This is a genomic window from Pseudomonas abietaniphila (assembly GCF_900100795.1).
In the GTDB taxonomy this organism is placed as follows: domain Bacteria; phylum Pseudomonadota; class Gammaproteobacteria; order Pseudomonadales; family Pseudomonadaceae; genus Aquipseudomonas; species Aquipseudomonas abietaniphila.
This window is the reverse complement of the sequence record NZ_FNCO01000004.1, coordinates 99,194-123,990: the sequence shown is the minus strand read 5'-3', so window position 1 is coordinate 123,990 and position 24,797 is coordinate 99,194. Positions and strand designations below refer to the sequence as shown.

The following is a 24,797-nucleotide window of genomic DNA, read 5'->3' as shown; positions in this document are numbered from 1 at the left end:
TAGATTCACACTTTGTGGCTGGGCGATTTGACTTCATGCATGAGCGACACTCTGGATTGCCCCCGAGAAGCTGGAGACCCATCCAGCTTTTTGGAGGAAGTCCACTCTGTGGGAGCGAATTCATTCGCGATGAGGTATTTCAGGCGATGAATATCTATCGACCGTCCCGCCGTCTCGCGAATGAATTCGCTCCCACAGCTTTTCACCTGTGACAGCGCTAAAGCTTGCTGGCCGGCTTGGCTGCGCTCGCCACCACGGTCACCCACCAATGCGTGCGCTGCTCGATTTCAACCGGCAGGGTCGGCATCAACGCCTTCAAGGCCAGGTCGGTGTCTTTCAGCGGGAAGCTGCCGGTGATCCGCAAATCCGCCACTTCCGGCGCCACGCCCAGATGGCCCTGACGGTACCGGGCCAGCTCTGCGATCACGTCCTTGAGCGGTGCGTTATCCACCACCAGCATGCCGCGCATCCACGCGTCGGTTCCGGGCGCGAGCGCAACCATCGGGCCAAGGCTGTGCCGCTGAATCAGCATTTGCTGGCCTTCACGCAGGATCATTTCGGTGTCGGCGGCTTGCGGATGAGCCGCGACGGCGGACTGCAGGACGCTCAGCAACGTCCCGTTGTCCTCGCGCTTGACCAGAAACTTCGTCCCCAGCGCACGCATGCTGCCTTCGTCGGTTTCGACGATGAACGGCCTTGGGTCGTTATGGCTGCCGGTTTCCACGAAGATTTCGCCGTCTTGAAGAACCACCCGACGCTGCTTTGCATCGAATCGCACGTCCACTGCGCTGTGGGTATTGAGACGAATCAGGGTGTTGTCCGACAGACGAATCGTGCGTTGCTCGCCGGTCGCCGTGCGCAGATCCGCCAGCCAGTAATTGACCGGCAGATAACGGTCGCCGAGAAACAGGGTCAGTCCCAGCGCGATGGCGACACCCGCAACCCCGCGGCCGAGCTTGCGGACCTGGCGGCCAACACCTTCCCGCGAACGCAGCAGCGCGGAACGCGCCGGGCCGGTGGTGCCGACAAAGCGCTGGTCGAGCATGCCGAGTTGCATCCAGGCGCGGGCGTGTTCTTCACTCGCGGCGTACCACTTGGCGAATTCTTCGCGCTCCGCTTCGCTGCCCTGACCGCAATCCAGGCATAACTGCCAGGCGATGGCGGCGTCGAGCACTTGCGAGGAGACCGGGCGGGTGGTGATGCTCATGTCGGTTCGCCGTACAGCGCGACATAGCACTGACGCATGCCCTGAGCCAGATACTGGCGTACGCGGGGCACGGAAACACCGAGTTTGTCGGCAATTTCGGCATGGGCCATGCCGTCCAGACGGCTGTACAAAAAGGCCGCGCGCGCCTTGCTCGACAGCTTGCCAAGCAAACGGTCGATGGCCTTGAGGTCGTCGAGGATCAGTTGCTGCTCTTCCAGCGAAGGCTGTTCGGCTTCCGGAATCAGCATCAGTTCGGTGAGATAGGCCTGTTCCAGCGCCGCTCGACGGAAGTAGTCGAACAGCAAACCTTTGGCCACCTGAACCAGAAACGCCCGGGGTTCACGGGGTTCGGTCAATTGCTCCCGGCCAAGCAGGCGTGTGAAGGTGTCCTGACTCAGGTCTTCGGCACGGTGCGGGCAGGCAACATTGCGTTTCAGCCAAGCCAGCAACCAGCTGCGATGGTCGCGATAGAGCGTTCCGACAAGCTGATGTTGAGGACGATGAAGTGACGACACGACGCACCGAAGAGAACAAAGTAACTAACGAGAATTATTCGCGATTGTGTCAGAGCCAATGAATGCTGGCAATTGGTCGTTATCACTCTGCGGCTGAACGGTTTGGGCGGGGGAATTAAAAGCTGTATTTGGAGCACGTCCCTGTGGGAGCGTCATCCGCGAGGCATCGGACCCACGCGTGACCTGTAAGACGTCCGAGGTTACGAGGGCAGCGAATGCGATGGGACAGCCAATGACGACGTCGGCTGACATGACGCCTTCGCCAGCAAGCTGGCTCCTACAGAGTCTGTGTCAGCCGCGAATCCGAGTGACGCCGAGAAACCTGTAGGAGCAGTCGGAGGTTACGAGGGTCTGGGCCGCACTCGGACGAACGCGGTGGGGAAGTCAGCGTTGATGGCGCTGATTCTCCACATTCGTCGGAATACCGCCCAGACCACGCTCTCTCCCAAAGGGCCTGTGGTGAACCAGCCGGACAAAACGTCATCCGCTCAAAACGAATGGGACTGCTGCCTGCGTCGCCACTTGGCCAGGCATTGGTCCAGCTGTGCGGGGCTGTCCATTGCCTGCTTTCGCGCATGGCTGAACAGGATCAGCGCGAGTTCAGCGGTCACCAGTGCATCGGCGCTGGCGTGATGACGTTCTTCGGCTTGCAAGCCAAAGAAGGCGGTCCAGTCATCCAGCCCTGCCTGACGCAGACAGGCCTGCGGGCACAGCATCGGCGCGATCTCGGCCACGTCCAGAAACGGGTGTTGCAGGCGATACCCCAGGCTTTCCTTTAAGGCACGCCCAATCATGTGTTGATCGAACGGTGCATGAAACGCCAGCAACGGGCTGTCGCCGACGAACTCCATGAAGTCCAGCAGCGCCTCGACCGGTTCACTGCCCGCGGCAATCGCACTCGGCCCCAGCCCGTGAATCAAGACGCTGGGGCTGAGTTTGTGATCGTGGCGCAGCAGCGTGCGCTCGAAGGGTTGACCAAAATCGATAGCGCCGTCTTCGATGACCACCGCTCCGATGGACAGCACCTCGTCACGGCTCATGTTCAGGCCGCTGGTTTCCAGATCGAGCACCACCCAGCGTTGTTGACGCAGCGGGTTTTCATTCAGGGCCGCAGGGCGGGGCAGCTCGCTCAGGCGCCGCAGTTGCTCGGGTGTAAGGTCTGGCGCTTTTGCGCGCTTGGGTGGTTTTAGCCACTGAAACAGGTTCATGGTCTGTCGCTTAAAGTTGATAACGCACGGTCAGGCTGGTTTGCAGGCGCTGCGCCTGACGGAATGACTCACGCAAAATCCGCCGGTCCAGGTGATTGAGCACGTCTGGGTCGATGCGGTTGGAATAGGGCAGGTTCTGTCGACTCTGTTGTTGGTGCTGTTGCATCCGGGTTTGCTGGATGAAGTGATAGGCCTCTTCATAGGCCGCGCCGTCCAGTGGGTCGATGACTTCTTTGGCCACCAGCTGACGCAGGCGTTCGAGCGTGTTGTTGGCCCCCACGCCGTTAGCCAGCGCGAGGAGCCGCGCGCCGTCCACGAAGGGGGTGAGGCCTTGAGTTTTGAGGTCCAGCGTGTCTTTATCGCTGCCTTTGCGCGCCACCACGAAATCCTTGAAGCGCCCTACGGGCGGGCGCTGGCGCAAGGCGTTGTCGGCCATCATGCGCTGGAACAGTTTGTTGTCCCCCACCTGCGCCAGAATGCTCTGCCGCAGTTGCTCGCCAGCGCTTTCATCACCCCAGACCACGCGCAAGTCGAAATAGATGCTGGAGGACAGCAGGTTTTCCGGCGTCGCCTCGCGAATTAACGAACCGAACCGCCGCGCCCATTCAACCCGCGACAGGCACAGTTCGGGGTTACTGGCCATGATCCCCCCCTTGCACAGCGCGAAGCCGCACAACGCCAGACCCTGGTTGATGCGCTCGGCTATCGGCAGCAGGCGGCCGCGGATGGCGGCGGCTTCAGCGGCGTCTTTGGCCTCGAACAGAATGCCGTTGTCCTGGTCGGTGTAAAGCGTTTGCTCGCGACGGCCCTCACTGCCGAAGCAGAGCCAGCTGAAGGGAATGCCGGGGTCACCTTTTTCCTCCAGCGTCAGCTCGATGACGCGACAGACCATGTGGTCGTTGAGCAGCGTGATGATCTGGGTGATCTGGGTCGAGGACGCGCCATGGGCCAACATGCGGTCAACCAATTGCACGATGTCGCCGCGCATATTGCCCAGCGAATCGATGCGCGGGGCGCTGCGGATGGTTCGGGCCAGGTGCACCAGGTCCACCCGTTGCAGGGAAAACAGGTCGCGCTCCGACACCACGCCACACAGGCGTTGATCCTTGACCAGGCACACGTGGGCGATGTGCCGCTGCGTCATGGCGATGGCGGCATCGAACGCGCTGGCATCGGGGCTTAAATAGAAGGGCGCCTGAATCATGCTGAGCCTGATCGGCTGCCCGAAGTCAGCGTTCACGTCTGCAACCACCTGACGCAAATCACGCAGTGTGAAGATGCCCAGCGGCGCCTTGGCGTCGTCGACGATCACGATACTGCCGACCTGCTGCTCGTCCATCAGCTTCACGGCTTCACGCAGCGGCGTCTCGGGCGAACAGGTCACGGGATGACGCATCGCCAGTTCACCCAGACGCGTGTTCAGCGAGTACTGCGTGCCGAGGGTTTCCACGGCCTTCTGCTTTACTTGCTGATTGACCTGTTCGAGCAGGCTGCTGACGCCTCGCAGGGCGAAATCGCGGAAGGCGCTGGAGAGCGCGAACAGCTTGATGAATGCCTGTTTGTTCAACTGCAGGCAGAACGTGTCCTCGGCTGCCAGGTGCTCGGTGCGCGTGGCGCGCTCGCCCAGCAGAGCGGCCAGGGGGAAGCATTCGCCCGTGGTGATTTCAAACGTGGTTTCAGTGCCGCCTTTGGCCGAATGTGGGCGTTCACCGACCACCCGACCCTGTTTCACAATATAAAAGTGCTCTACTGGCCCATCGCCAGGCTTGATGATGCTCTCATCCGTAGCGTAGAAACGCAGCTGGCACTGTTCAACCAGGTACGCGAGATGCGCATGCTCCATCTGGTTGAATGGCGGGAATTTTTGCAGGAATTGCATGGTGCCGTGAACGTTCTGCAACACGGCTGTTTTGCCTGCCTGGGTGAAAGCGTCCGCTTTGCTCATGACGGGGGTACCACTTGTTTTTATGGCTCCATGGTCGACCGCTTATCAGGCAGTGCCCATTGGACGTAAGTCTTAGGCGATTGAAAAGGCGTTGGAGGCCATCGGTCCCTGGTGTAAAACCATGTCGATGTGCACCGCGTAGAGGCCGTTGCGGCCTGGCAGGAAGCCGACAAAGCGTGCAGCGTATTTGGTCTGTTTGCGCTGTCAGAATGGGAGTCGACAGGAAGATGAGACGGGTATGTTCGATCACGACATTTTGAGTGATGAAGAGCGCGAAGCCCTCAATGAGGTGATGCTCGCGCCTCCATCGCAATCGCCACAACGGGTGTTGATCGTCGATGACGACAAGGATGCCAGGGAAATTCTTTCCGAGATCCTCAGCCTCAACGACATCAGCTGCATTACGGCGGCGGGCGGCACCAGTGCCATGCATCTGCTACAGACGCGACCGTCCATTGCGCTGCTGATCACCGATCTGCGCATGGCGCCATGCGACGGGCTGGATTTGATCCGCCAGGTCCGTGATTCGGATCGGGCAGCGCTGCCGATCATCATCGTCTCGGGCGACGCCCACGTGCGTGATGCCATTGATGCGATGCACCTGAGCGTGGTGGATTTTCTGCTCAAACCGATCAACACCAAGCAGCTGTTGCGGTTGGTGAAGCGCGAGTTGGGGATGGCGTAGCGCCCCGCAGTCCGCTGTAGGAGCGCGCTTGCCCGCGATGCATCGGTACATTCGGCAAAAATGTGTCGGATGTATCGGCTTTTCGCGGGCAAGCGCGCTCCTACAGGCGTCATTATTGCCGTAGCCGTTCGGCTTGCCGGCGATGATGTGCGGAAAATTGCCACAGCGGGCAGAACCGTGGGGGCTGGATCCCACAGGAAAAATAAAAAAGGCGGTGTGTCTTGCGACCCACCGCCTTTTTGTTTAACGAGGCTTGTTAACGCCCGTTCTTCGCCTTGAACTCCCGACGACGGCGATGCAGCACCGGCTCGGTGTAGCCGTTCGGCTGTTTAGTGCCCTCGATAACCAGTTCGACCGCCGCCTGAAAGGCGATGTTGCTGTCGAAGTCCGGCGCCAGGGGGCGATACAGCGCGTCGTTGGCGTTTTGGCGATCCACCACCGGCGCCATGCGCTTCAGGCTTTCCATCACCTGCCGCTCATTGACCACGCCGTGACGCAACCAGTTGGCGATGTGCTGGCTGGAAATACGCAGCGTTGCGCGGTCTTCCATGAGCCCGACGTCATTGATGTCCGGCACTTTCGAGCAACCGACGCCCTGATCGATCCAGCGCACCACGTAACCGAGGATGCCCTGCGAGTTGTTGTCCAGTTCGTTCTGGATTTCCTCAGGCGTCCAGTCGGTGTTCGGCGCCAGCGGAATGGTCAGGATGTCATCGACCGAGGCCGGTGCGCGTTGAGCCAGTTCGGCCTGGCGGGCGAACACGTCAACCTTGTGGTAATGCAGCGCGTGCAGCGCAGCCGCCGTCGGCGATGGGACCCAGGCGGTGTTGGCGCCGGCCAGCGGGTGAGCGATCTTCTGTTCCAGCATCGCGGCCATCAGGTCCGGCATCGCCCACATGCCTTTACCGATCTGCGCACGGCCTTGCAGGCCACACTTCAAACCGATGTCGACGTTCGAGTTTTCATAGGCACCGATCCACTTCTCGCCCTTCATCTGCGCTTTGCGCACGACCGGGCCGGCTTCCATGGAGGTGTGGATTTCGTCGCCGGTGCGGTCCAGGAAGCCGGTGTTGATGAACACCACGCGCTCGCTGGCGGCTTTGATACAGGCCTTGAGGTTCACCGTGGTGCGGCGCTCCTCGTCCATGATCCCGACCTTCAGCGTGTTGCGCGGCAGGCTCAGGACGTCCTCGATGCGGCCGAACAGCTCGCTCGTGAACGCGACTTCTTCCGGGCCGTGCATCTTTGGTTTGACGATGTACACCGAGCCTGTGCGGCTGTTGGCGCGCGACGTATTGCCTTTGAGGTTATGGATTGCCGCCAGGCTGGTCAGCAGGCCGTCGAGGATGCCTTCCGGCACTTCGTTGCCCTGATTGTCGAGGATGGCATCGATGGTCATCAGGTGACCGACGTTACGCACGAACAGCAGCGAGCGGCCGTGCAGCGTCACGGCTTCGCCTTTAGGCGAGGTGTAAACGCGGTCGGCGTTCATGGTGCGGGTGAAGCTCGCGCCGCCCTTGGAGACCTCTTCGGACAGATCGCCCTTCATCAGGCCCAGCCAGTTGCGGTAGACCACGACCTTGTCATCGGCGTCGACGGCCGCGATCGAGTCTTCGCAGTCCATGATGGTGGTCAACGCCGCTTCCATCAGCACGTCTTTGACGCCCGCCGCGTCGGTCTGGCCGACCGGGCTGGTAGCGTCGATCTGGATTTCGAAGTGCAGGCCGTTGTGCTTGAGCAGGATCGAGGTGGGCGCCGAGGCGTCGCCCTGGAAGCCGATCAGCTGTGCGTCGTCACGCAGCCCGGTGTTGCTGCCGCCCTTGAGGCCGACGATCAATACACCGTCGACCAGTTTGTAACTGGTGGAGTCGACGTGGGAGCCGGCGGCCAGTGGCGCGGCTTCGTCCAGGAAAGCGCGCGCGAACGCGATGACTTTGTCGCCGCGGACCTTGTTGTAGCCTTTGCCTTTTTCGGCGCCGCCTTCTTCGCTGATCGCGTCAGTGCCATACAGCGCGTCGTACAGCGAGCCCCAGCGGGCGTTCGAAGCGTTGAGGGCAAAACGGGCGTTCATGACCGGCACCACGAGTTGCGGACCGGCCATGCGGGCGATTTCTTCGTCGACGTTTTGCGTCGAGGCCTGGAAGTCCGCCGCTTCTGGCAGCAGATAACCGATTTCCTGCAGGAAAGCTTTGTAGGCGGCAGCGTCGCGCGCCTTGCCGGCATTGGACTGGTGCCAGGCATCGATGCGCGCCTGGAAGTCGTCACGTTTGGCGAGTAGGGCTTTGTTCTTCGGCGCCAGCTCGTGGATCAGCTTGTCGGCGCCGGCCCAGAACGCGGCGGCTTCGATACCGGTTCCAGGAAGGGCTTCGTTGTTCACGAAATCCAGAAGGACTTTGGCGACCTGAAGGCCACCGACTTGAACGTGTTCAGTCATTGCTTGCCTCACTCTGCTCAGCTATCTGCGCTTCAATCTCGAGCGCTCTCTTGTTAAAGCCATCGACATCAACCGCTCGCCCTTGCCAGATCATGCCATTGCTGGCGGCTGGGCCGGGGCCGTGAGGACCTGAAAGAAAGGCGTTGTGCGCTTTGCGGAACAGGTTTCAACGAGCGGCGATGCGGGGTCAGGCATTGTTCCAACGTTTATGTAGTGAACGCGGCGGAATACTACATGATGCGTCGCGGTGTGAAAATCAGACTAAATATGTCACCGAGCGACTGGATTTTCACGTTTGGTCACGTCGGGGTTACGGATGTTCTCAAAAAACCTGTGAATTGTTCCAGAGAATTATGGAAATGGTACACAGATTGTTTCTCATGGAAGCAGTCGGGCGCGCAACGAGCCCTTGCCTATACTTGCCCGACAGCCGCGCAGGCCGCACACACCGGCTTGTGGACACGTAAAGAAGAGGAATCGACCGTGGATCATCTTATCGTCACCGTATTTGCCCCCGACAAACCGGGGCAGGTCGAACAGATCGCATCGTGCATTGCAAATCACGGTGGTAATTGGCTGGAAAGCCGTATGACGCACATGGCCGGACAGTTTGCCGGGATCCTGCGCATCGGCGTGCCTGCCGAGGCGCACGCCCAATTGCGCGACGCGCTGGAAGGGTTATCCGCTTACGGTATCCGCGTGCAGTTCGCCGACATCGGCATGGAACCGTCCAGCACCTGGAAGCCGATCAACATGGAGCTGGTGGGTAACGATCGCCCCGGCATTGTGCGTGACGTCACGCGCTTGCTGACCGAGCAGGGGGTGAATGTCGAGCAACTGGTGACCAACGTCGAACCGGCACCCATGAGCAGCGAGCCGTTGTTCCGTGCCAACGCGTTGCTGGGCCTGCCGCAGACCTTGTCGCTGGACGTCCTGCAGAAACGCCTTGAGACGCTGGCAGACGATTTGATGGTGGAGTTGAAGCTGAAGGCGGACGAGTGATGTGATGCCAGGCGCATCCAGGCGGTGTGAGCGAATTGACTCGCTCACACCGCTTGGATGGCCCGTGAGGGTTGCAGGCAATTGTTTATTGATTGATCAACGTTGCGCGCGACGTTTCATCGCCAGCCAGCCGTCGACGGTGTAGATGATCAGACCCGCCCAGATGAACAAGAACGTCACCAGCGTCGCCGAAGGCATGTGTTCGCCGAACATCAAAACGGCCAGCGACAGCACCAGCGTCGGAGCGATGTACTGCAAAAAGCCCAGGGTTGCGTAGGGCAAATGCCGGGCGGCGGCGTTGAAGCACACCAGCGGGACGAGCGTTACCGGCCCGGCCATGGCCAGCCAGATCGCTTCGGACGTGGTCCAGAAGGCGGGCTGTGCGCTGTGGGCCATTGGGTTGAACAGCAACCAGCCTACCGCCAGCGGCACCAGAATCCAGGTTTCCACCACCAATCCCGGCAATGCCGCGACCGGCGCTTGCTTGCGAATCAAACCGTAGAAACCAAAGCTGAACGCCAGCGCGAGCGAGATCCACGGCAGGCTGCCGACCTGCCAGACCTGCTGCGCCACGCCGACCAATGCCAACAGCACCGCCAGCCACTGCAGGGGACGCAGCCTTTCGCGCAGCAACACCAACCCCAGCATGACGTTGATCAGCGGGTTAATGAAGTAACCCAGGCTCGCCTCGACCATGTGGTTGTTGTTCACCGCCCAGACGTAAATCAGCCAGTTGACGGCGATCAGCGTCCCGCTGCCCGCCAGAATCGCCAGGCGCCGGGGGTTGTCTCGCAGCTCACGCCACCAGCCAGGGTGCTTCCACACCAGCAGCAACAAAGAGCCGGAGATCGCCGACCAGATCGCGCGGTTGACGATGATTTCGAGCGCGGGCACTGACGCCAGCAGCTTGAAGTAAATCGGAAACAGTCCCCAGATGATGTAGGCAGTCAGGCCCAGAATGTACCCGCGACGCGGGTTGGCAGCTTGCATGGGTGGTCCTTCGGCAAGTTTTTCTTATGTGGTCTGGTGGATACCCGTAGGAGTGGGCGTGCTCGCGATAACGATTGATTGATCGCATCCATTTGTCCGCTGCTTCCAGTCGCGATCACGCTCACGCCTACAACGGCCAGGTCAAAACAGCTTCAGCGGCTCCTCGTTCAAGGCGGCCAGTTGCTCACGCAAGGCCAATACCTGATCGCCCCAATAGCGCTCGGTGCCGAACCAGGAAAAGCTGTGCGGGAACGCCGGGTCATCCCAGCGACGCGCCAGCCAAGCGCTGTAGTGCAACAGGCGCAGGGCGCGCAAGGGTTCGATCAGCGCAAGTTCTCGCGGATCGAAATCGTGGAATTCGTTGTAGCCGTCCATCAACTCCGACAACTGACTCAGGCAGTCCTGGCGATCCCCGGCCAGCATCATCCAGATGTCCTGCACCGCCGGGCCCATGCGGCAGTCGTCGAGGTCGACAATGTGGAAGATCTCATCGCGGGTCATCATGTTGCCGGGGTGGCAGTCACCGTGCATCCGGATGTTCTGATGAGGCGTGGCGGCGTAAACATCTTCAACGCGCTTGAGCAGGTCTTTGGCCACCGACGAGTAGGCCGGGAGCAGGCTGCGGGGAATCACGTCGTTGTCCAGCAGGTAGTTCAGCGAGTCGTGGCCGAAGTTTTTGACGCCCAGGGCTTCTCGGTGCTCGAAAGGGCGAGTGGCGCCGACGGCGTGAATGCGCCCCAGCAACTGGCCCAAACGATAAAGCTGATCCAGATTGCCCGGCTCCGGCGCTCGGCCGCCGCGACGTGGGAACAGCGTGAAACGAAAGCCTGCGTGTTCGAACAGGGTCTGACCGTTGTGAACCAGGGGCGCTACCACCGGAATTTCGACGTCGGCCAATTCGGCGGTGAAGCTGTGTTCTTCGAGAATGGCTTCGTTGGTCCAGCGGTTGGGCCGGTAGAACTTGGCGATCAGCGGCTGGCTTTCATCGATGCCGACCTGATAGACGCGGTTTTCGTAGCTGTTGAGCGCGAGGATGCGGGCATCGCTGACGAAACCGATGCTTTCGACGGCATCGAGCACCAGGTCAGGTGTGAGTGTTGCAAACGGGTGGGCCATGCTTACTCCTGCGCGCGGCAGGCTGCCGCGTCGGGCCCGTCATGGTAACTCAGGCGTGGGGCAGCGGACACACCGCGTTACCCCAGACGGCTTTTACGCCGGACGAGGATGTATGCACGACGCTGATCCACTGTGGGAGCGAATTCATTCGCGATGCGGGCGTCGAGTCGACGCATGTTTATCGCCTGACGCATTTTTCGCGAATACATTCGCTCCCACAGTGGGTTATCCACACGCCATCAGATCGGCTAGTTCAGATCACGCGCCAATTACCCCGCCATCCTCCCGCGTGATTACCATCACCGACGACCTTGGCTTTCCATTGGGCAGGTGCTCGGGGAAGGTCGAGCCGCCGTTTTCGCCGGGATGCTGAATGCCGACGAACAGCGCCTTCTGGTCTGGCGCAAAGCTGATACCGGTGACTTCGCAACCCACCGGCCCGACCATGAACCGGCGAATCTCGCCGCTTTGCGGGTCGGCGCACAGCATCTGGTTGTTGCCCATGCCTGCGAAATCGCCTGCGTTGGTTGAGTCGCCATCCGTCAGAATCCACAACCGCCCGGCCTTGTCGAAGCCCAGACCGTCGGGGCTGTTGAACATGTTTTGCGGGGTGATGTTGCTCGAGCCGCCTTGCGGCGTTCCAGCATGCACACCGGGATTACCGGCCACCACGAACAGATCCCAGGCGAACGCCATGGACGCAGCATCGGACCCCGTTTCCTGCCAGCGCAGGATCTGCCCGTACTGATTTTTCGCCCGCGGGTTGGGGCCGCCGACCGGCTGGCCTTCCTCGCCACGTTTGACGTTATTGGTCAGCGTGCAGTAGACCTGACCGTCCTTGGGACTGACCACGATCCACTCCGGCCGGTCCATGCGCGTGGCCTTGACGACGCTGGCGGCCAGACGCGCATGAATCAACACTTCGGCCTGATTGGCAAAGCCGCTCGAGGCGTCGATGCCGTTCTTGCCGTGGGTCAGTTCGATCCACTTGCCTTGGCCCTTGGGGTGGTCGGCGTTGCTGTCGCCGTTGTCGAACTGCGCCACGTACAGCGTGCCGTGATCGAGCAGGTCGCGATTGGCTTTCGGGTTCTTGTGATTGACCTTATCGCGGCTGATGAATTTGTAGATGAACTCGCCGCGCTCGTCGTCGCCCATGTAGACCACCACGCGGCCGTCCTTTGTTTCGGTCAGGGCGGCGTTTTCATGCTTGAAGCGGCCCAGCGCCGTGCGTTTGACTGGCGTGGAGGTCGGATCGAACGGGTCAATTTCAACCACCCAGCCGTGACGGTTGAACTCGTTAGGGTTCTTCGCCAGGTCGAAGCGCGGATCGTGCGGGTGCCAGTTCACTTCCTTGCTCGCCGCGACGACCCCATAGCGCTTGGCGGCAGGGTCGAATGTCTGCGCAGGATCACTGCTGCCGAAGCAATCGGTGAAGTTCTCTTCGCAGGTCAGATAAGTGCCCCAAGGCGTTTTGCCGTTGGCGCAATTCTGGAACGTGCCGAGTACGTTCCTGCCGGTCTTGTCGGCGGAGGTTTTGAGCCACTCATGCCCGGCAGCGGGGCCGCTCAGGTGAATGGGCGTGTTGCCGTGAATGCGCCGGTTGTATTTCGAGCCCTGCACGAACGTCCATTGCCCGCCCTCGCGCTTCACTTCAATCACCGACACACCTTCGCTGGCCTGCGCCTTGTGCACGTCCTCGGCAGACTGCGGCTCTTTGCCGTGATCGAACAGGTAGCGATAGTTGGTGTACTCGTTGTTGATCGCCATCAATGCGCGCTTGGCAGTGTCGGCACTGTCACCGGGGAAAGTGAACAGGCTCATGCCGTCGTTGTTGTCGCCAAACTGCAATTCCTGCGCTTTCGCCGTGCCTTTACCGCTGGCATCGAACGCCGGGGCATTGGCATGCAATGGCTGGCCCCAGCTGATGAGTACCGACGATCTGTAGCCTGGCGGCAGGCTGATGCTGTCGGCGGTGGCGGAAGGAATGCTGTCGAAGCCGAGCAGGGTGTTATTGCCTGCGCTGACGCTGGCGGCCATCACGCTGCGGCTGAGGAGATTGCCGCCCAGAAACATCGCGGCGCCGCACAAGGCGCCTGCACTGATAAAGCCACGGCGCGTGAGCCCCGTGCTGTTCTCGCGCACCAGTGTTTCGAGGTCGGTGGACTGGTTGTCTTCTAATAGATTCATCACGGGCTTCCTGCGGTTTTGGCAAAACCTTATGCAGCCCGTATGACGCTATTGTGTCTGTCCGATGACGGTACTTGCCTCGTAACACTTCAGGAAGAGAGGGTTCAAAGCGGTGTGCCGATCAGGACGTAGGAGGGCGCGAACTGCACCTTCACATCGCTGCCCGCCTTGAGTTTCAAGGCTTTGAGGTGGTCTTTCTCGGCCAGGGCGCACAAGGTCTGGCTGCTGGGAAGGCCAATTCTGACCTCGCAGGGGCCGTCGTCGGCATCGAGGATTTCCTCGATTTTGCCGGTGAGGCAATTGTGTCCAGTTGTTACTGGCTGCTCAGGCACCAGCAATTCCAGCCAGCTGGCCTTGATCAGGGCGAACACATCGGTGCCTGCTTCGAGCTCAAGGCGCAACGTGCTGTCGTGGGTGATTTGCGCATCGATCGTCAGACCGCCTGCCAGCGCCAGGCCGATCATGTCGTTGCGCCCCAATGGCGTAATGCTCGCGACCTGACCGTGCAACTGATTACGTGCACTGGTGCGCAGCATCAACCGGCTTAACAGCGCCAGATCGCTGGTTTCTTCCGGGCTTTCCAGTAATTGGGTCTGTAACGCCTGCAGTCGCTGATACAGGCGCAGCACCCTGACGCCTTCTTCCGACAGCTTCGCACCGCCCCCGCCACGGCCGCCCACACTGCGTTCGACCAGTGGCTTTTGCGCCAGATTGTTCAACTCATCGATGGCATCCCACGCCGCTTTGTAACTCAGCCCGGCGCTTTTGGCTGCACGCGTGATCGAGCCTTGCTCGGCAATGTGTTGCAGCAGGGCGATACGGTGCGGGCGGCGCACCATGTGTTGGGTGAGAGAAGTGGGTAGCGACATGATGGGTTGGTTTTTTGGGGACATGAGGGCGGAGTGTAAGCCAAATGGCTTGGGGTCGTTCTCCAGTCGGGCGCAGTGGGTGAACTGTGGAAAGGATTGCTATTCAGTCTCCATCATTGATACCGACCGGAGCCTTCTTCGAAGGGGTTTCGATTTCGAAGCGAAAACTACCCTAACCCTCAGCAGAACAGCTGGCAACACGCCCAGTTCAGATTCAGCAAAGGCCCGCCTGCCAAAGCTCCGTCACCTGTACGTATCGTTACTGCGACCTCCCTTCGTTTCGCCGCTCCCAGGCATAGCGCACACTTTGGCTTGTCCTTAGTCGAAGAATGCTCGCCCCGGCTTTCAAGGATACAGGTCGAAAATACACGAAGCGGAGGGAGGTGGCCGTTTGAGCTCGTTTGTTGACAGAGAAGAAGACTGCACTTCGTATCGTTGCCAAAGGGGTAGATCCCGTCTGAATATTTCGTCGTCCAATGAATGGGGCGTCCGCTGACACCGTTCAATGATGAGGTGGCTACCTGTTAGTTTTATGAATATGAGCAATTCGCAACCCCAACAGCGAGAAACTGAGAGCGGCAGCCCCGCTCTGGAGCATCAAAAATATTTCCAGACTCGATTGATGCGGCTCCAGGCAATACAGTAGCGGCATAAGCAATCCCAGCATGATTACGTTAATCAGCAGCTGTGGCATTAACGTCTCGCCATTCGCACGCAAGTGTGCAACCGCTAGCGACAAAAGCGAAGTCGAAAAAATGAATAGAATTACGGTGGCTAGTAGTTGGCTTCGGTAATGCATAAGCTCGCCACCTACTATGTAAAATGCGTATTTTCCGAGTAGTGAGATGACGAAGGCGGTGAGTAGAAATATCCCGGCGTTCCAAACTAGCCCACTACGATAAAGATCTTTGGACTGGCTGCGGTGCTGGCTTACCTGGAAGCTATGTATTTGTGCCAAGGCGAGTGAGGGGATAAGTAGTATTCCTGCGACGGTCATAAACACAGAGAGCTCTGCTGTTAGTCCGCTGCCAACTCTCGCTAGGCGCTCCATAAGTAAATAGAAGTATACTTTTTGACCAGTCATTCCTGCCGCAATTGGAAGCCCGCCACGGAGTGATGGAGATAATATCTTTTTCGCGTCTCGTGGAGAGTAGTAGCGTTTTTTACTGAGTGGTTTGGTAAGAAGGAGTAATGTCATGGCCTCTGATAGCGGAAAATAGAGCATGGCGCACAGTTTGAAATCTTCTCTATTGGAGATTACGCATGACAGCATTAGGACGGCTGAGCAGAAGAGCGTGATTTTTAACTTGGTCTCTGCAACGCGATTAGCTTTGCCAGTCGATTCAAAAAACATTTGAAGGAAATTGTTTGTCGCTATGAGGGGGGTTGCCAGTATGTAAACAAGAGAAATTGACCAGAAGCTCTCCTCATCCCAATGCTGAGTGCCGCTAAAGTTCGTAGCTACTTGCACGGCAAGAAAACAAGCCGCGGCTGTTAAGGCACCTACTGCTAACGATAGGGTGAATCCACCTGAAAAAAAGCTGTTCAACTCCGCTGGTTTGTCCATTAGAGAAGCGGCATTGTTGCCTGCGGTCGCCAAGAGCAGAGGAAAAACAGTTGAAATAACAGTTAGCAAGGCGAGGACGTAAGAGAATAGACCCAGATCTTCCGGTGCCTTGTGCGCGACCAGTATGAATACAAACGAAATGCCGCTTAACGCAATAAGGCGGCTCATGATGAATGGCGCTAAGGCGGTCCTGATGGACTGGCTATAGTAGTGCATCGCTGTCACTCCAGATGGCAAGCATTTTGCTTCCGAATTCTTTTTCGTGCAGTGTCTGAGCGACATTGAAAGCAGTGTCAAGGTTTCGTTTGTCTGGAGTTCCGCGAGTTCCAAAGTACGGGTAGTGGTGGAAGTAATATCCGAAGATAGAATGGCAATCTTTAAAGTATTGGCGTGTGTCCAAGATGTGATGGTGCCAAATTTCATCCACTTCCAACATGGGAGGTATGATTGAGAACTGGTGTAGATATTTCTTGTTCAAATACAGGAAATTTTTATAGTACTGAATAGCGATCTCTGCCTCGGTTTCAGACCAGACTCTGCAGGTTAACGCGTCTTTAGCGCAGATTTTCTTTTGGATCAACGAGAAATCGATGTTGTTGATATGGTGGACGGCCTGTTCTAGCGTGGGTTCGTGGTTTTTATTTACGGGGGTACTCATGCTATGAGGAAGAGTGTCTTGGATTTTTTTGTATTGCTTGTCCATAGGATATCCTGCCAAGAGCTGCCAGCATTAACGCTGGCAGCAAGTTAAACGGCTCTTACCAGCTGCCACCACCTTGGCAGTGACCACCGCCGCCGTTGTTTTTACGAGTGGTCAAGAATTTTTTGGCTTCTGCTGAAAGTTTTTGTTCAGGTTTGATACTGGTTTTAGCGAAGTTTTCAGCTTTCATATTTCACCTTTTTAGTTTTTAGTACCAGCGGATTGCTTGGCGAGTAATTAATGGATTGGAAAATATTTGGATGCAATGTCTTTGCGTAAAATCAGACGTTCCCTTCGTGCATATCCATTTCTGTTGTAGGAAATTTCTGTATTTGCAGTGAGTTCACGCTTAACTTAGGGGTTTTGAGGTGCTGTCTAGTAGTCACCTCGGCTCAATCCCCCGGCTTCGGCGTCCTCGCCAGACAATACACATCGACCTGCCTGGCACCGGCGCTGATCATCAATCGTGCAAGGGTGTCGGCGGTTGAGCCTGTGGTCAGTACGTCGTCGATCAAGGCGATGTGTTTTCCGGCGACGTAAACCGGATCGCTCAGTGCAAAGGCTTCACGCAAATTTCGCTTTCTTGCTTTCGCATCCAGGCCCTGTTGGGCGGGTGTTTCCTTCACGCGTCTGACGGTTCTTTCGTCTATGGGCAGTTGCAGCGCGCGGCCCAACCATTGCGCAAGCATTGCCGCCTGGTTGTAACCGCGTTGGCGCATTCTCTTGCTGGCCAGCGGGACGGGGATCAGCACATCCGGCCGTGGATGGCCTTCGTCATAGCGGTATTGCAAGGTTCGGCCGAGCAGTTCGGCCAGCAGCCGACCCAGCGGCCATTTGCCCTGATGTTTGAAGCGTGTGACCAAAGCGTCGATGGGGAAGTCGTAAAGCCACGGCACGACGACTTCGTTGAACGCTGGCGATTGCCGTGTGCACTGCGCGCAGGTCAACCCGGACATCGGCATGGGCAAGGCGCAGCGCTCGCATTGGTCGATGAGCCAAGGCAGATCACTCTCGCAGGCTATGCAGATCGACGCGTCAGAATCCGTCTGTTCATCGCATAACAGACAGGTCTGTATGTTTTTTAACCATATGTAAACCTGGTGCCCGTTGTGTGGTTGACAGCGCATGCCTCTTCCTTAAATATGCCGAACATCCGTGTTGTGCTTGTGGACTTTCAGGTTGGCCAGCGTGCTTAACCGCCCGGGTACTCGCCAAAAAACATCAAGGAGCCGCCCATGAGCGCCAGCATCAATGCCACTTTGCGTCACGACTGGAATCTAGCCGAGGTCCGGGCGTTGTTCACACAACCGTTCAATGACCTGCTGTTTCAAGCGCAAACCGTGCATCGCGCTCATTTCGACGCCAACCGCGTTCAGGTTTCCACGCTGCTGTCGATCAAGACAGGCGCCTGCCCTGAAGACTGCAAGTACTGCCCGCAGTCCGGTCACTACAACACCGGTCTGGAAAAAGAGAAGCTGATGCAGGTCCAGCAAGTGCTGGAAGAAGCGGCGCGTGCCAAAGCCATCGGCTCCACGCGTTTCTGCATGGGCGCGGCCTGGAAGCACCCGTCGGCCAAAGACATGCCGTACGTGCTTGAAATGGTCAAAGGCGTCAAGGCAATGGGCCTGGAAACCTGCATGACCCTGGGCAAGCTCGATCAGGATCAAACCAAGGCGCTGGCTGATGCGGGCCTGGATTACTACAACCACAACCTCGACACCTCGCCGGACTTCTACACCAGCATCATCACCACCCGCACCTACAGCGAGCGTCTGCAAACGCTGGCCTATGTGCGCGATGCGGGCATGAAAATCTGCTCCGGCGGCATTCTGGGCATGGGCGAGTCGCTGGATGACCGGGCCAACCTACTGATTCAGCTGGCCAACCTGCCGGAGCATCCGGAATCCGTGCCGATCAACATGCTGGTGAAAGTGGCGGGAACCCCGCTCGCCAACGCTGAAGACGTCGATCCGTTCGATTTCATTCGCATGCTGGCCGTCGCCCGTATCTTGATGCCGAAATCCCACGTGCGCCTGTCCGCAGGCCGCGAAGCCATGAACGATCAGATGCAGGCCCTGGCGTTTTTTGCCGGCGCGAACTCGATCTTCTACGGCGACAAACTGCTGACCACGGCCAACCCGCAGGCCGACAAAGACATGCTGCTGTTCTCGCGTCTGGGCATTCAGCCAGAAGCCCGTGAAGAGCACTCGGACGAAGTGCATCAGGCCGCCATCGAGCAGGCACTGATCGAGCAGAAAAGCAGCGAGATGTTTTACGACGCGGCGGTGTGACAGCACGCGGACCCCTTGTAGGAGCGCGCTTGCCCGCGATGGCGGTGTGTCAGTCGACCAAGATGGCGCAGGCAGATCTTTATCGCGGGCCAGCGCGCTCCTACAGGCCCTCTTTTTTCGCTTAACCACGAGGCCTGCATGTCTTTCGATCTGAGCGCACGTCTCGCTGCCCGTCGTGCCGAACACCTTTATCGCCAGCGCCCGTTGCTGCAAAGCCCGCAGGGTCCTGAAGTCGTGGTCGATGGCCAGCCGCTGCTGGCGTTCTGCAACAACGACTACATGGGGCTGGCCAATCATCCCGATGTCATCGCGGCCTGGAAAGCGGGCGCCGAGCGCTGGGGTGTCGGTGGCGGTGCCTCGCACCTGGTCATCGGCCACAGCACGCCGCATCACGAACTCGAAGAAGCACTGGCTGACCTGACCGGACGTCCTCGTGCCTTGCTGTTCTCCAACGGCTACATGGCGAACCTCGGTGCTGTCACGGCGTTGGTGGGGCAGGGTGACACGGTGCTGGAAGACCGGCTGAATCATGCTTCTTTGCTTGATGCCGGCCTGCTCAGCGGTGCCCGATTCTCCCGTTATCTGCATAACGACCCCGACAGCCTGAGCAGTCGGCTTGAAAAAGCCGTGGGCGACACGCTGGTGGTGACTGACGGTGTGTTCAGCATGGACGGCGACATCGCCGACCTGCCCGCGCTGGCCAAGGTCGCCAAGGCGAAAAAAGCCTGGCTGATGGTCGACGATGCCCACGGTTTCGGGCCGTTGGGCGCAAACGGTGCGGGCATCGTCGAGCATTTCGGGATGAGTCTGGAGGACGTGCCTGTGCTGATCGGCACCCTCGGCAAATCCTTCGGTACTGCGGGCGCCTTCGTCGCCGGAAGCGAGGAACTGATCGAAACCCTGATCCAGTTCGCCCGTCCGTATATCTACACCACCAGTCAGCCGCCAGGGCTGGCTTGTGCCACGCTGAAAAGCCTTGAACTGCTGCGCACCGAGCACTGGCGGCGCGAGCATCTCAACGCCTTGATCAAGCAGTTCCGCGACGGTGCCCAGGCGATCGGCCTGGAGCTGATGGACAGCTTCACACCGATTCAGCCCATCGTCATTGGCGACAGCGGCCGGGCGCTGCGTTTGTCGCAGATGCTGCGCGAGCGCGGGTTGATGGTCACGGCGATTCGACCACCAACCGTCCCCGCGGGCAGCGCGCGGTTACGCGTGACGTTGTCTGCAGCCCACAGCGAAGCTCAGGTGCGGCTATTGTTGGAAGCACTGGAGCAGTGCTATCCGCTGCTGGAAACGAGTGAATCGGTGGAGACCTACCATGCGTGATCGGTTGATCCTGCTGCCGGGTTGGGGCTTGGGTGTTTCGCCGCTGGAGCCTTTGGCGGCCGCGTTGCGTGGGCTGGATGAGCACCTTCATGTCGAGATCGAGCCGTTGCCCGACATGGACAATGATCACCTCGACGACTGGCTCGCCGAGCTGAATTCGACCTTGCCGGACAACGTCTGGCTGGGCGGGTGGTCGCTCGGCGGCATGCTTGCTGCCGAACTCGCGGCGCGGCGTGGCGAGCGCTGTTGTGGGTTGGCGACGTTCGCCAGCAACGTGTGTTTCGTGGCCGGCAGCCAGTGGCCGAGCGCAATGCCGCAGGCCGACTTCGATGCGTTCATCGCAGGCTGCAGAGCCGACGCCGACGCCACCCTCAAGCGTTTCAGCCTGCTTTGCGTACAAGGCGCTGAAGAGCCGCGTGCGTTGTCCCGGCAGCTCAAGGCGGGCGCGCCTCACGGCATCGGCAATGGCCTGATCGAAGGCCTGAAGCTGCTCGAAAAAATGGACACCCGCGCCGCGCTGCAAGCGTATCGAGGTCCGCAACTGCACCTGTTTGGCGGTCTCGATGCGTTAGTGCCGGCAGAAGCCTCGGCCGACCTGCTCACGCTCTTGCCCGACATCGAAGTCGGCGTGATCGAACAGGCGAGTCACGCGTTCATCCTGGAAAATCCCCACGGCGTGGCCGCAGCGGTCCAGGCGTTCCTACATGAGTCTGGTGATGACTGATCTTTCCCACTGTGCGGTGCTCAAAGCCGTGAAACAGCAACAGGCGACAACCCAGCGCCATTTGCCCGACAAGCGTCAGGTGGCGGCGTCCTTCTCTAAAGCAGCGGCCAGCTACGACAGCGTCGCGGACCTGCAACGCGCCGTCGGCAGCGAGCTGATGTCGCGCCTGCCAGACATCACGCCTGCGCGCTGGCTCGATCTGGGCAGCGGCACCGGGTATTTCAGCCGTGTGCTGGAAAAGAGGTTTCCGGACAGCCAAGGCATCGCGCTGGACATCGCCGAAGGCATGCTGCACCACGCGCGGCCTCTGGGCGGCGCGCAGCATTACGTCGCAGGGGATGCCGAAAACCTGCCGTTGCGTGATGCCAGCGTCGAGCTGATGTTTTCCAGTCTGGCGGTGCAATGGTGCTCGGATTTCGCAGCCGTGCTGAGCGAGGCAAATCGGGTGTTGCAGCCGGGCGGCGTCTTCGGATTGGCCAGCCTGTGTGTCGGCACGCTGTACGAACTGCGGGACAGCTGGCAGGCGGTGGACGGCATGGTCCACGTCAATCGCTTCCGTGAATTCGACGACTACCAGCGCCTGTGCGCGGCCAGTGGTTTGCAGGTGCGCAGCCTGGACGTGTTGCCGCACGTGCTTCATTACCCGGATGTCCGCAGCCTGACCCATGAGTTGAAAGCGCTGGGTGCGCACAATATCAATCCGGGGCGTCCAGGCGGTTTGACTGGCCGCGCGCGGATTCAGGCGTTGATTGAGGCGTATGAAGCATTTCGGCAGGAGAAAGGCCTGCCGGCGACCTATCAGGTGGTTTACGCCGTGCTGGAAAAGCCGGCTGCCGTTTAAAAAATGACCGGTTTGGCGAGCGCCGTTCGTGCGAGCGCTATAGTGAGTAGGCAATAGTTTGAAAATATCTGAACGGATGGTCGCCAAGATGAGTGCTGCGTATTTCATCGCGGGAACCGACACCGACGTTGGCAAGACCACCATTGCCACGGGGCTGCTGTATGCGGCGCGACAATCCGGATTGAGCACGGCGGCGGGAAAACCCGTCGCGTCTGGCTGCGACGTCAAGCCCAAGGGCCTGCGTAATCCTGATGCCGTGGCGCTGCGCGCCGAGTGTTCGGTCGAGCTGACGTACAACGAGGTCAACCCGGTTGCCTTCGAACCGCCCATCGCTCCGCATCTGGCGGCGCGTGAAGCGGGCGTGGCGCTGACCGTGCAATCCCTGCTCGGGCCCATGCGGCACATTCTTGAGAAAAAGGCCGACTTCACGCTGATCGAGGGGGCCGGTGGCTGGCGTGTGCCGCTGGCGGATCAGGCCAATCTGTCCGACCTTGCGATTGCACTCGACCTGCCGGTCATTCTGGTGGTGGGCGTGCGTCTGGGCTGCATCAGCCACGCGTTGTTGTCTGCCGAGGCGATTGCCAACGACGGCCTGCAACTGGCGGGCTGGGTCGCGAACATCATCGATCCCAAGACCTCACGACTCGAAGAGAACCTCGCCACCCTGGCGGAGCGTTTACCGGCGCCATGCCTGGGGCGCGTGCCTCACATGAAGAAAGCCACGCCGGAAATGGTCGCCGAGCATTTGCACCTCGAGTTGCTGGATTAGCGTGCTCCGCGATCATTGATCGTTGATTGATCGTCCCAGGCTCCGCATGGGAATGCAGCGCCTGACGCTCTGCGTCAACCCAGCAGCAGACGCGAAGCGTCCAGGCCACGCAGTGTGGGAACGAGCAGGCGAAATTATTTGATGTACCAGCCCCATGGCTGGTCGCTGACGTACTCGGTCACCTGCTTAACCTCCAGATAATTGTCCAGCCCCCACTGACCCAGCTCGCGGCCGATCCCGCTGTGTTTCATGCCGCCCCAAGGTGCTTCAACGAAGGTCGGTTGCGAGCAGTTGACCCAGATGATCCCCGCGCGCAGCTGGTTGGCCACCCGTGTCGCGCGTTGTGGGTCGGCACTCATCACGGCGGCGGCGAGTCCGAAGCGGCTGGCGTTGGCCATCTGCACGGCTTGCTGCTCATCCTTGAAGCGCTTGACGCACAACACCGGGCCGAAGATTTCTTCGCGCCAGACGATGCTGTTGTGCGCCGGCTCGTCGAAGATCGCGGGTTCCATGAAATAACCGTGGGACAGGTGTGCCGGACGTTTTCCGCCCGTCAGCAGCTTAGCGCCGCTGGCGACGCCCTGATCGACGAAACCCAACACCTTTTCGTGCTGACCACGACTGACCAGCGGCCCCAGCAACACGCCCGGCTCAAGGCCTTGGCCGAGGGTGATCTTGCGAGTCTCCTCGACCAGACGTTCGATCAGTCGTGCCGCGATGTTGTCCTGCACCAGCAACCGCGACGTCGCGCTGCAGACCTGGCCCTGGTTCCAGAAAATTCCGAACAGAATCCACTCCACCGCCGCCTCGACGTCGGCATCGTCGAACACGATGAACGCCGATTTGCCGCCCAGCTCAAGGCTGATGTTCTTGATGTCACTGGCGGCCGCCGACATGATTTTCGAGCCGGTCGGGACACTGCCGGTGAAGGCCAGCTTGTCGACCCCGGGATGCAGCGTTAGCGGACTGCCTGCATCGGCGCCCAAACCGGTCACGATGTTCAGCACGCCCGCTGGCAGGCCGATTCGATCGGCCGCCCCGGCCAGTTCAAGCGCGGTCAACGGCGTCAGTTCCGAAGGTTTCAATACCACCGTCGCACCGGCCGCCAGCGCGGGTGCCACCTTCCACGCCGCCATCAGCAGCGGGTAATTCCAGGGAATGATCTGGCCCGCGACGCCGATGGGTTCTAGCCGCGTGCGGCAACGGAAGCGGTCATCGGGCAAGGCCAAAGGCTGATCCTGCCGACCGTCGAGTTCACGTGCCAAGCCTGCGTAATAGCGGAAGCAGGCAATCGCGTCGCCGATGTCCCACTGGGCCTCGGGCAAGGGCTTGCCGTTGTCGTGCACTTCGAGGGTTGCCAGCTCGTCCTGCGAACCCTGGAGTTCATCAGCCAAGGCCTCCAGCCATACCGCACGTTGCGCCCCGGTCGTGTGCCCCCAGTCACTGTCGAAGGCCCGGCGTGCCGCGCGCACGGCGTGATCGATGTCTTCTTCGGTGCCTGCCGCAACCCGTTGCAGGACCTGTTCCGTCGCTGGGTCGATGACGTCCAGGTAGCCGCCCAGGTCCGGGCTGACCCACTCGCCGTTGATGTACAACTGATCACGCATGTGAGGCTCCTGTGCGGCGGTTTTGCAGGTAACGGGAGGTGAACAGCAGGGCCAGCGAGGCGCAGATGATCACGGTCGAGACGGCGTTGATCTCGGGTGTCACGCCGCGCCGGATGGACGAAAAGATGTAGATCGGCAGCGTGGTTTCAGGGCCTGCGACGAAGAACGCGATGATGAAGTCGTCGAAGCTGAAGGTGAATGCCAGCAGAAAGCCCGCCATGATCGCCGGGGTGATCTGCGGCAGCGTCACGCGCCAGAAGGTTTCCAGCGGCGGCGCGTACAAGTCCGCCGACGCTTCCTGCAGCGCTTTGTCCAGAGAGTCGACGCGGCTGCGCACGATCACCATGACCAAGGCCATGGTGAACAGCGAGTGCGCGGCGACCACGGTGAAGAAACCCATGTTGAGCTTTGGAAAGCTCGGGATCAGTTGGGCGAGCAACGGGTTGATCAGGTCGAACACGCTGATAAAGGCGATCAGCGTCGAGATGCCGATCACGATGCCGGGGATGATGATCGCGCAGTAAGTCAGGGCGTCGAACACCAGGCGAACTTTGGCGCCAGCGCGTTGCAGGCCGAACACGGCCAGCGTGCCGAACAGGGTGGCCAGAACCGCCGAGCAACTGGCGATCAAGGCGCTGTTGCCCAACGCTTCCATGATGAACGGGTTGCTGAACGCGCGACCGAACCACTGCACCGAGCAGCATTCGAAGGCCAGCCCGCTGCGCCCGGCGTTGAAACTGAACAGCATGATCAAGGCAATCGGCAGGTAGAGAAACAGGTACAGCGAAGTGGAGTAGGTCCGCAGCCACAT

General features: G+C 59.7%; 22 protein-coding genes. 7 read left to right on the top strand and 15 right to left on the bottom strand.

Annotated elements, in window-relative coordinates; translation table 11 throughout:
* Positions 1–217: 217 nt before the first annotated feature.
* The 4 genes from BLS87_RS09720 to BLS87_RS09705 form a co-directional block, all read right to left on the bottom strand.
* Positions 218–1,207, bottom strand: coding sequence for a FecR domain-containing protein (locus tag BLS87_RS09720; RefSeq protein ID WP_074752276.1), 990 nt, complete (start codon positions 1,205–1,207; stop codon positions 218–220).
* Complete coding sequence (locus BLS87_RS09715; protein ID WP_074752275.1) at positions 1,204–1,722, bottom strand: RNA polymerase sigma factor; 519 nt, start codon at positions 1,720–1,722, stop codon at positions 1,204–1,206. Before BLS87_RS09715 ends, BLS87_RS09720 begins: the two co-directional genes overlap by 4 nt.
* 488 nt (positions 1,723–2,210) lie before the next feature.
* The gene (locus BLS87_RS09710; protein WP_074752274.1) at positions 2,211–2,930 is read right to left on the bottom strand and encodes a 3'-5' exonuclease; all 720 of its coding nucleotides are present in this window, start codon (positions 2,928–2,930) and stop codon (positions 2,211–2,213) included.
* A 10-nt stretch (positions 2,931–2,940) separates the two neighbouring features.
* Entirely contained in the window at positions 2,941–4,875 is a 1,935-nt protein-coding gene (locus tag BLS87_RS09705) for a putative nucleotidyltransferase substrate binding domain-containing protein (protein ID WP_074752273.1), read from the bottom strand.
* Between the two features lie 238 nt (positions 4,876–5,113).
* Here BLS87_RS09705 and BLS87_RS09700 point away from each other — a divergent pair, with 238 nt between their 5' ends.
* On the top strand, positions 5,114–5,560 hold the full coding sequence (locus BLS87_RS09700; RefSeq protein ID WP_074752272.1) for a response regulator: 447 nt from the start codon (positions 5,114–5,116) through the stop codon (positions 5,558–5,560).
* Between the two features lie 256 nt (positions 5,561–5,816).
* Here BLS87_RS09700 and BLS87_RS09695 read toward each other — a convergent pair whose 3' ends face one another.
* On the bottom strand, positions 5,817–7,994 hold the full coding sequence (locus BLS87_RS09695; RefSeq protein ID WP_074752271.1) for a malate synthase G: 2,178 nt from the start codon (positions 7,992–7,994) through the stop codon (positions 5,817–5,819).
* 483 nt (positions 7,995–8,477) lie between these two features.
* Here BLS87_RS09695 and BLS87_RS09690 point away from each other — a divergent pair, with 483 nt between their 5' ends.
* Complete coding sequence (locus BLS87_RS09690) at positions 8,478–8,996, top strand: glycine cleavage system transcriptional repressor (protein ID WP_074752270.1); 519 nt, start codon at positions 8,478–8,480, stop codon at positions 8,994–8,996.
* Between the two features lie 96 nt (positions 8,997–9,092).
* On the opposite strand, the gene rarD is transcribed toward BLS87_RS09690, so the two are convergent.
* The 8 genes from rarD to BLS87_RS09655 form a co-directional block, all read right to left on the bottom strand.
* On the bottom strand, positions 9,093–9,986 hold the full coding sequence (gene rarD / locus BLS87_RS09685; protein WP_074752269.1) for an EamA family transporter RarD: 894 nt from the start codon (positions 9,984–9,986) through the stop codon (positions 9,093–9,095).
* A gap of 141 nt (positions 9,987–10,127) precedes the next feature.
* Positions 10,128–11,102 carry a serine/threonine protein kinase gene (locus BLS87_RS09680; RefSeq protein WP_074752268.1) on the bottom strand — a complete coding sequence of 325 codons (975 nt, stop codon included), beginning with the start codon at positions 11,100–11,102 and terminating at the stop codon, positions 10,128–10,130.
* Between the two features lie 258 nt (positions 11,103–11,360).
* Positions 11,361–13,289 carry a PhoX family protein gene (locus BLS87_RS09675; protein WP_074752267.1) on the bottom strand — a complete coding sequence of 643 codons (1,929 nt, stop codon included), beginning with the start codon at positions 13,287–13,289 and terminating at the stop codon, positions 11,361–11,363.
* A 104-nt stretch (positions 13,290–13,393) separates the two neighbouring features.
* A complete protein-coding gene (locus BLS87_RS09670; RefSeq protein WP_074752525.1) occupies positions 13,394–14,158 on the bottom strand; it encodes a TOBE domain-containing protein in 765 nt (254 codons plus the stop codon).
* Between the two features lie 517 nt (positions 14,159–14,675).
* Entirely contained in the window at positions 14,676–15,941 is a 1,266-nt protein-coding gene (locus tag BLS87_RS09665; RefSeq protein ID WP_074752266.1) for a hypothetical protein, read from the bottom strand.
* Entirely contained in the window at positions 15,928–16,428 is a 501-nt protein-coding gene (locus tag BLS87_RS09660; protein WP_074752265.1) for a glycine-rich domain-containing protein, read from the bottom strand. Before BLS87_RS09660 ends, BLS87_RS09665 begins: the two co-directional genes overlap by 14 nt.
* A gap of 55 nt (positions 16,429–16,483) precedes the next feature.
* A complete protein-coding gene (locus BLS87_RS34905; RefSeq protein WP_279616209.1) occupies positions 16,484–16,615 on the bottom strand; it encodes a hypothetical protein in 132 nt (43 codons plus the stop codon).
* A gap of 202 nt (positions 16,616–16,817) precedes the next feature.
* A complete protein-coding gene (locus BLS87_RS09655; protein WP_074752264.1) occupies positions 16,818–17,552 on the bottom strand; it encodes a ComF family protein in 735 nt (244 codons plus the stop codon).
* 108 nt (positions 17,553–17,660) lie between these two features.
* Between BLS87_RS09655 and bioB the strand changes: the two genes are divergently transcribed.
* The 5 genes from bioB to bioD all read left to right on the top strand — a co-directional run bounded on the left by bioB (position 17,661) and on the right by bioD (position 22,379).
* Positions 17,661–18,716, top strand: a complete 1,056-nt coding sequence (gene bioB / locus BLS87_RS09650; protein ID WP_062385290.1) for a biotin synthase BioB — start codon at positions 17,661–17,663, stop codon at positions 18,714–18,716.
* Between the two features lie 138 nt (positions 18,717–18,854).
* Positions 18,855–20,045, top strand: coding sequence for an 8-amino-7-oxononanoate synthase (gene bioF / locus BLS87_RS09645; RefSeq protein ID WP_074752263.1), 1,191 nt, complete (start codon positions 18,855–18,857; stop codon positions 20,043–20,045).
* Positions 20,038–20,769, top strand: coding sequence for an alpha/beta fold hydrolase (locus BLS87_RS09640; protein WP_074752262.1), 732 nt, complete (start codon positions 20,038–20,040; stop codon positions 20,767–20,769). Before bioF ends, BLS87_RS09640 begins: the two co-directional genes overlap by 8 nt.
* On the top strand, positions 20,762–21,610 hold the full coding sequence (gene bioC / locus BLS87_RS09635) for a malonyl-ACP O-methyltransferase BioC (RefSeq protein WP_083370653.1): 849 nt from the start codon (positions 20,762–20,764) through the stop codon (positions 21,608–21,610). Before BLS87_RS09640 ends, bioC begins: the two co-directional genes overlap by 8 nt.
* A gap of 88 nt (positions 21,611–21,698) precedes the next feature.
* Complete coding sequence (bioD, locus tag BLS87_RS09630) at positions 21,699–22,379, top strand: dethiobiotin synthase (RefSeq protein WP_074752523.1); 681 nt, start codon at positions 21,699–21,701, stop codon at positions 22,377–22,379.
* A 134-nt stretch (positions 22,380–22,513) separates the two neighbouring features.
* On the opposite strand, the gene BLS87_RS09625 is transcribed toward bioD, so the two are convergent.
* Positions 22,514–23,986 carry an aldehyde dehydrogenase family protein gene (locus tag BLS87_RS09625; RefSeq protein WP_074752261.1) on the bottom strand — a complete coding sequence of 491 codons (1,473 nt, stop codon included), beginning with the start codon at positions 23,984–23,986 and terminating at the stop codon, positions 22,514–22,516.
* Positions 23,979–24,797: an ABC transporter permease gene (locus BLS87_RS09620; protein ID WP_074752260.1), complete on the bottom strand. Its 819-nt coding sequence runs from the start codon at positions 24,795–24,797 to the stop codon at positions 23,979–23,981. The genes BLS87_RS09625 and BLS87_RS09620 overlap by 8 nt, the downstream gene beginning before the upstream one ends.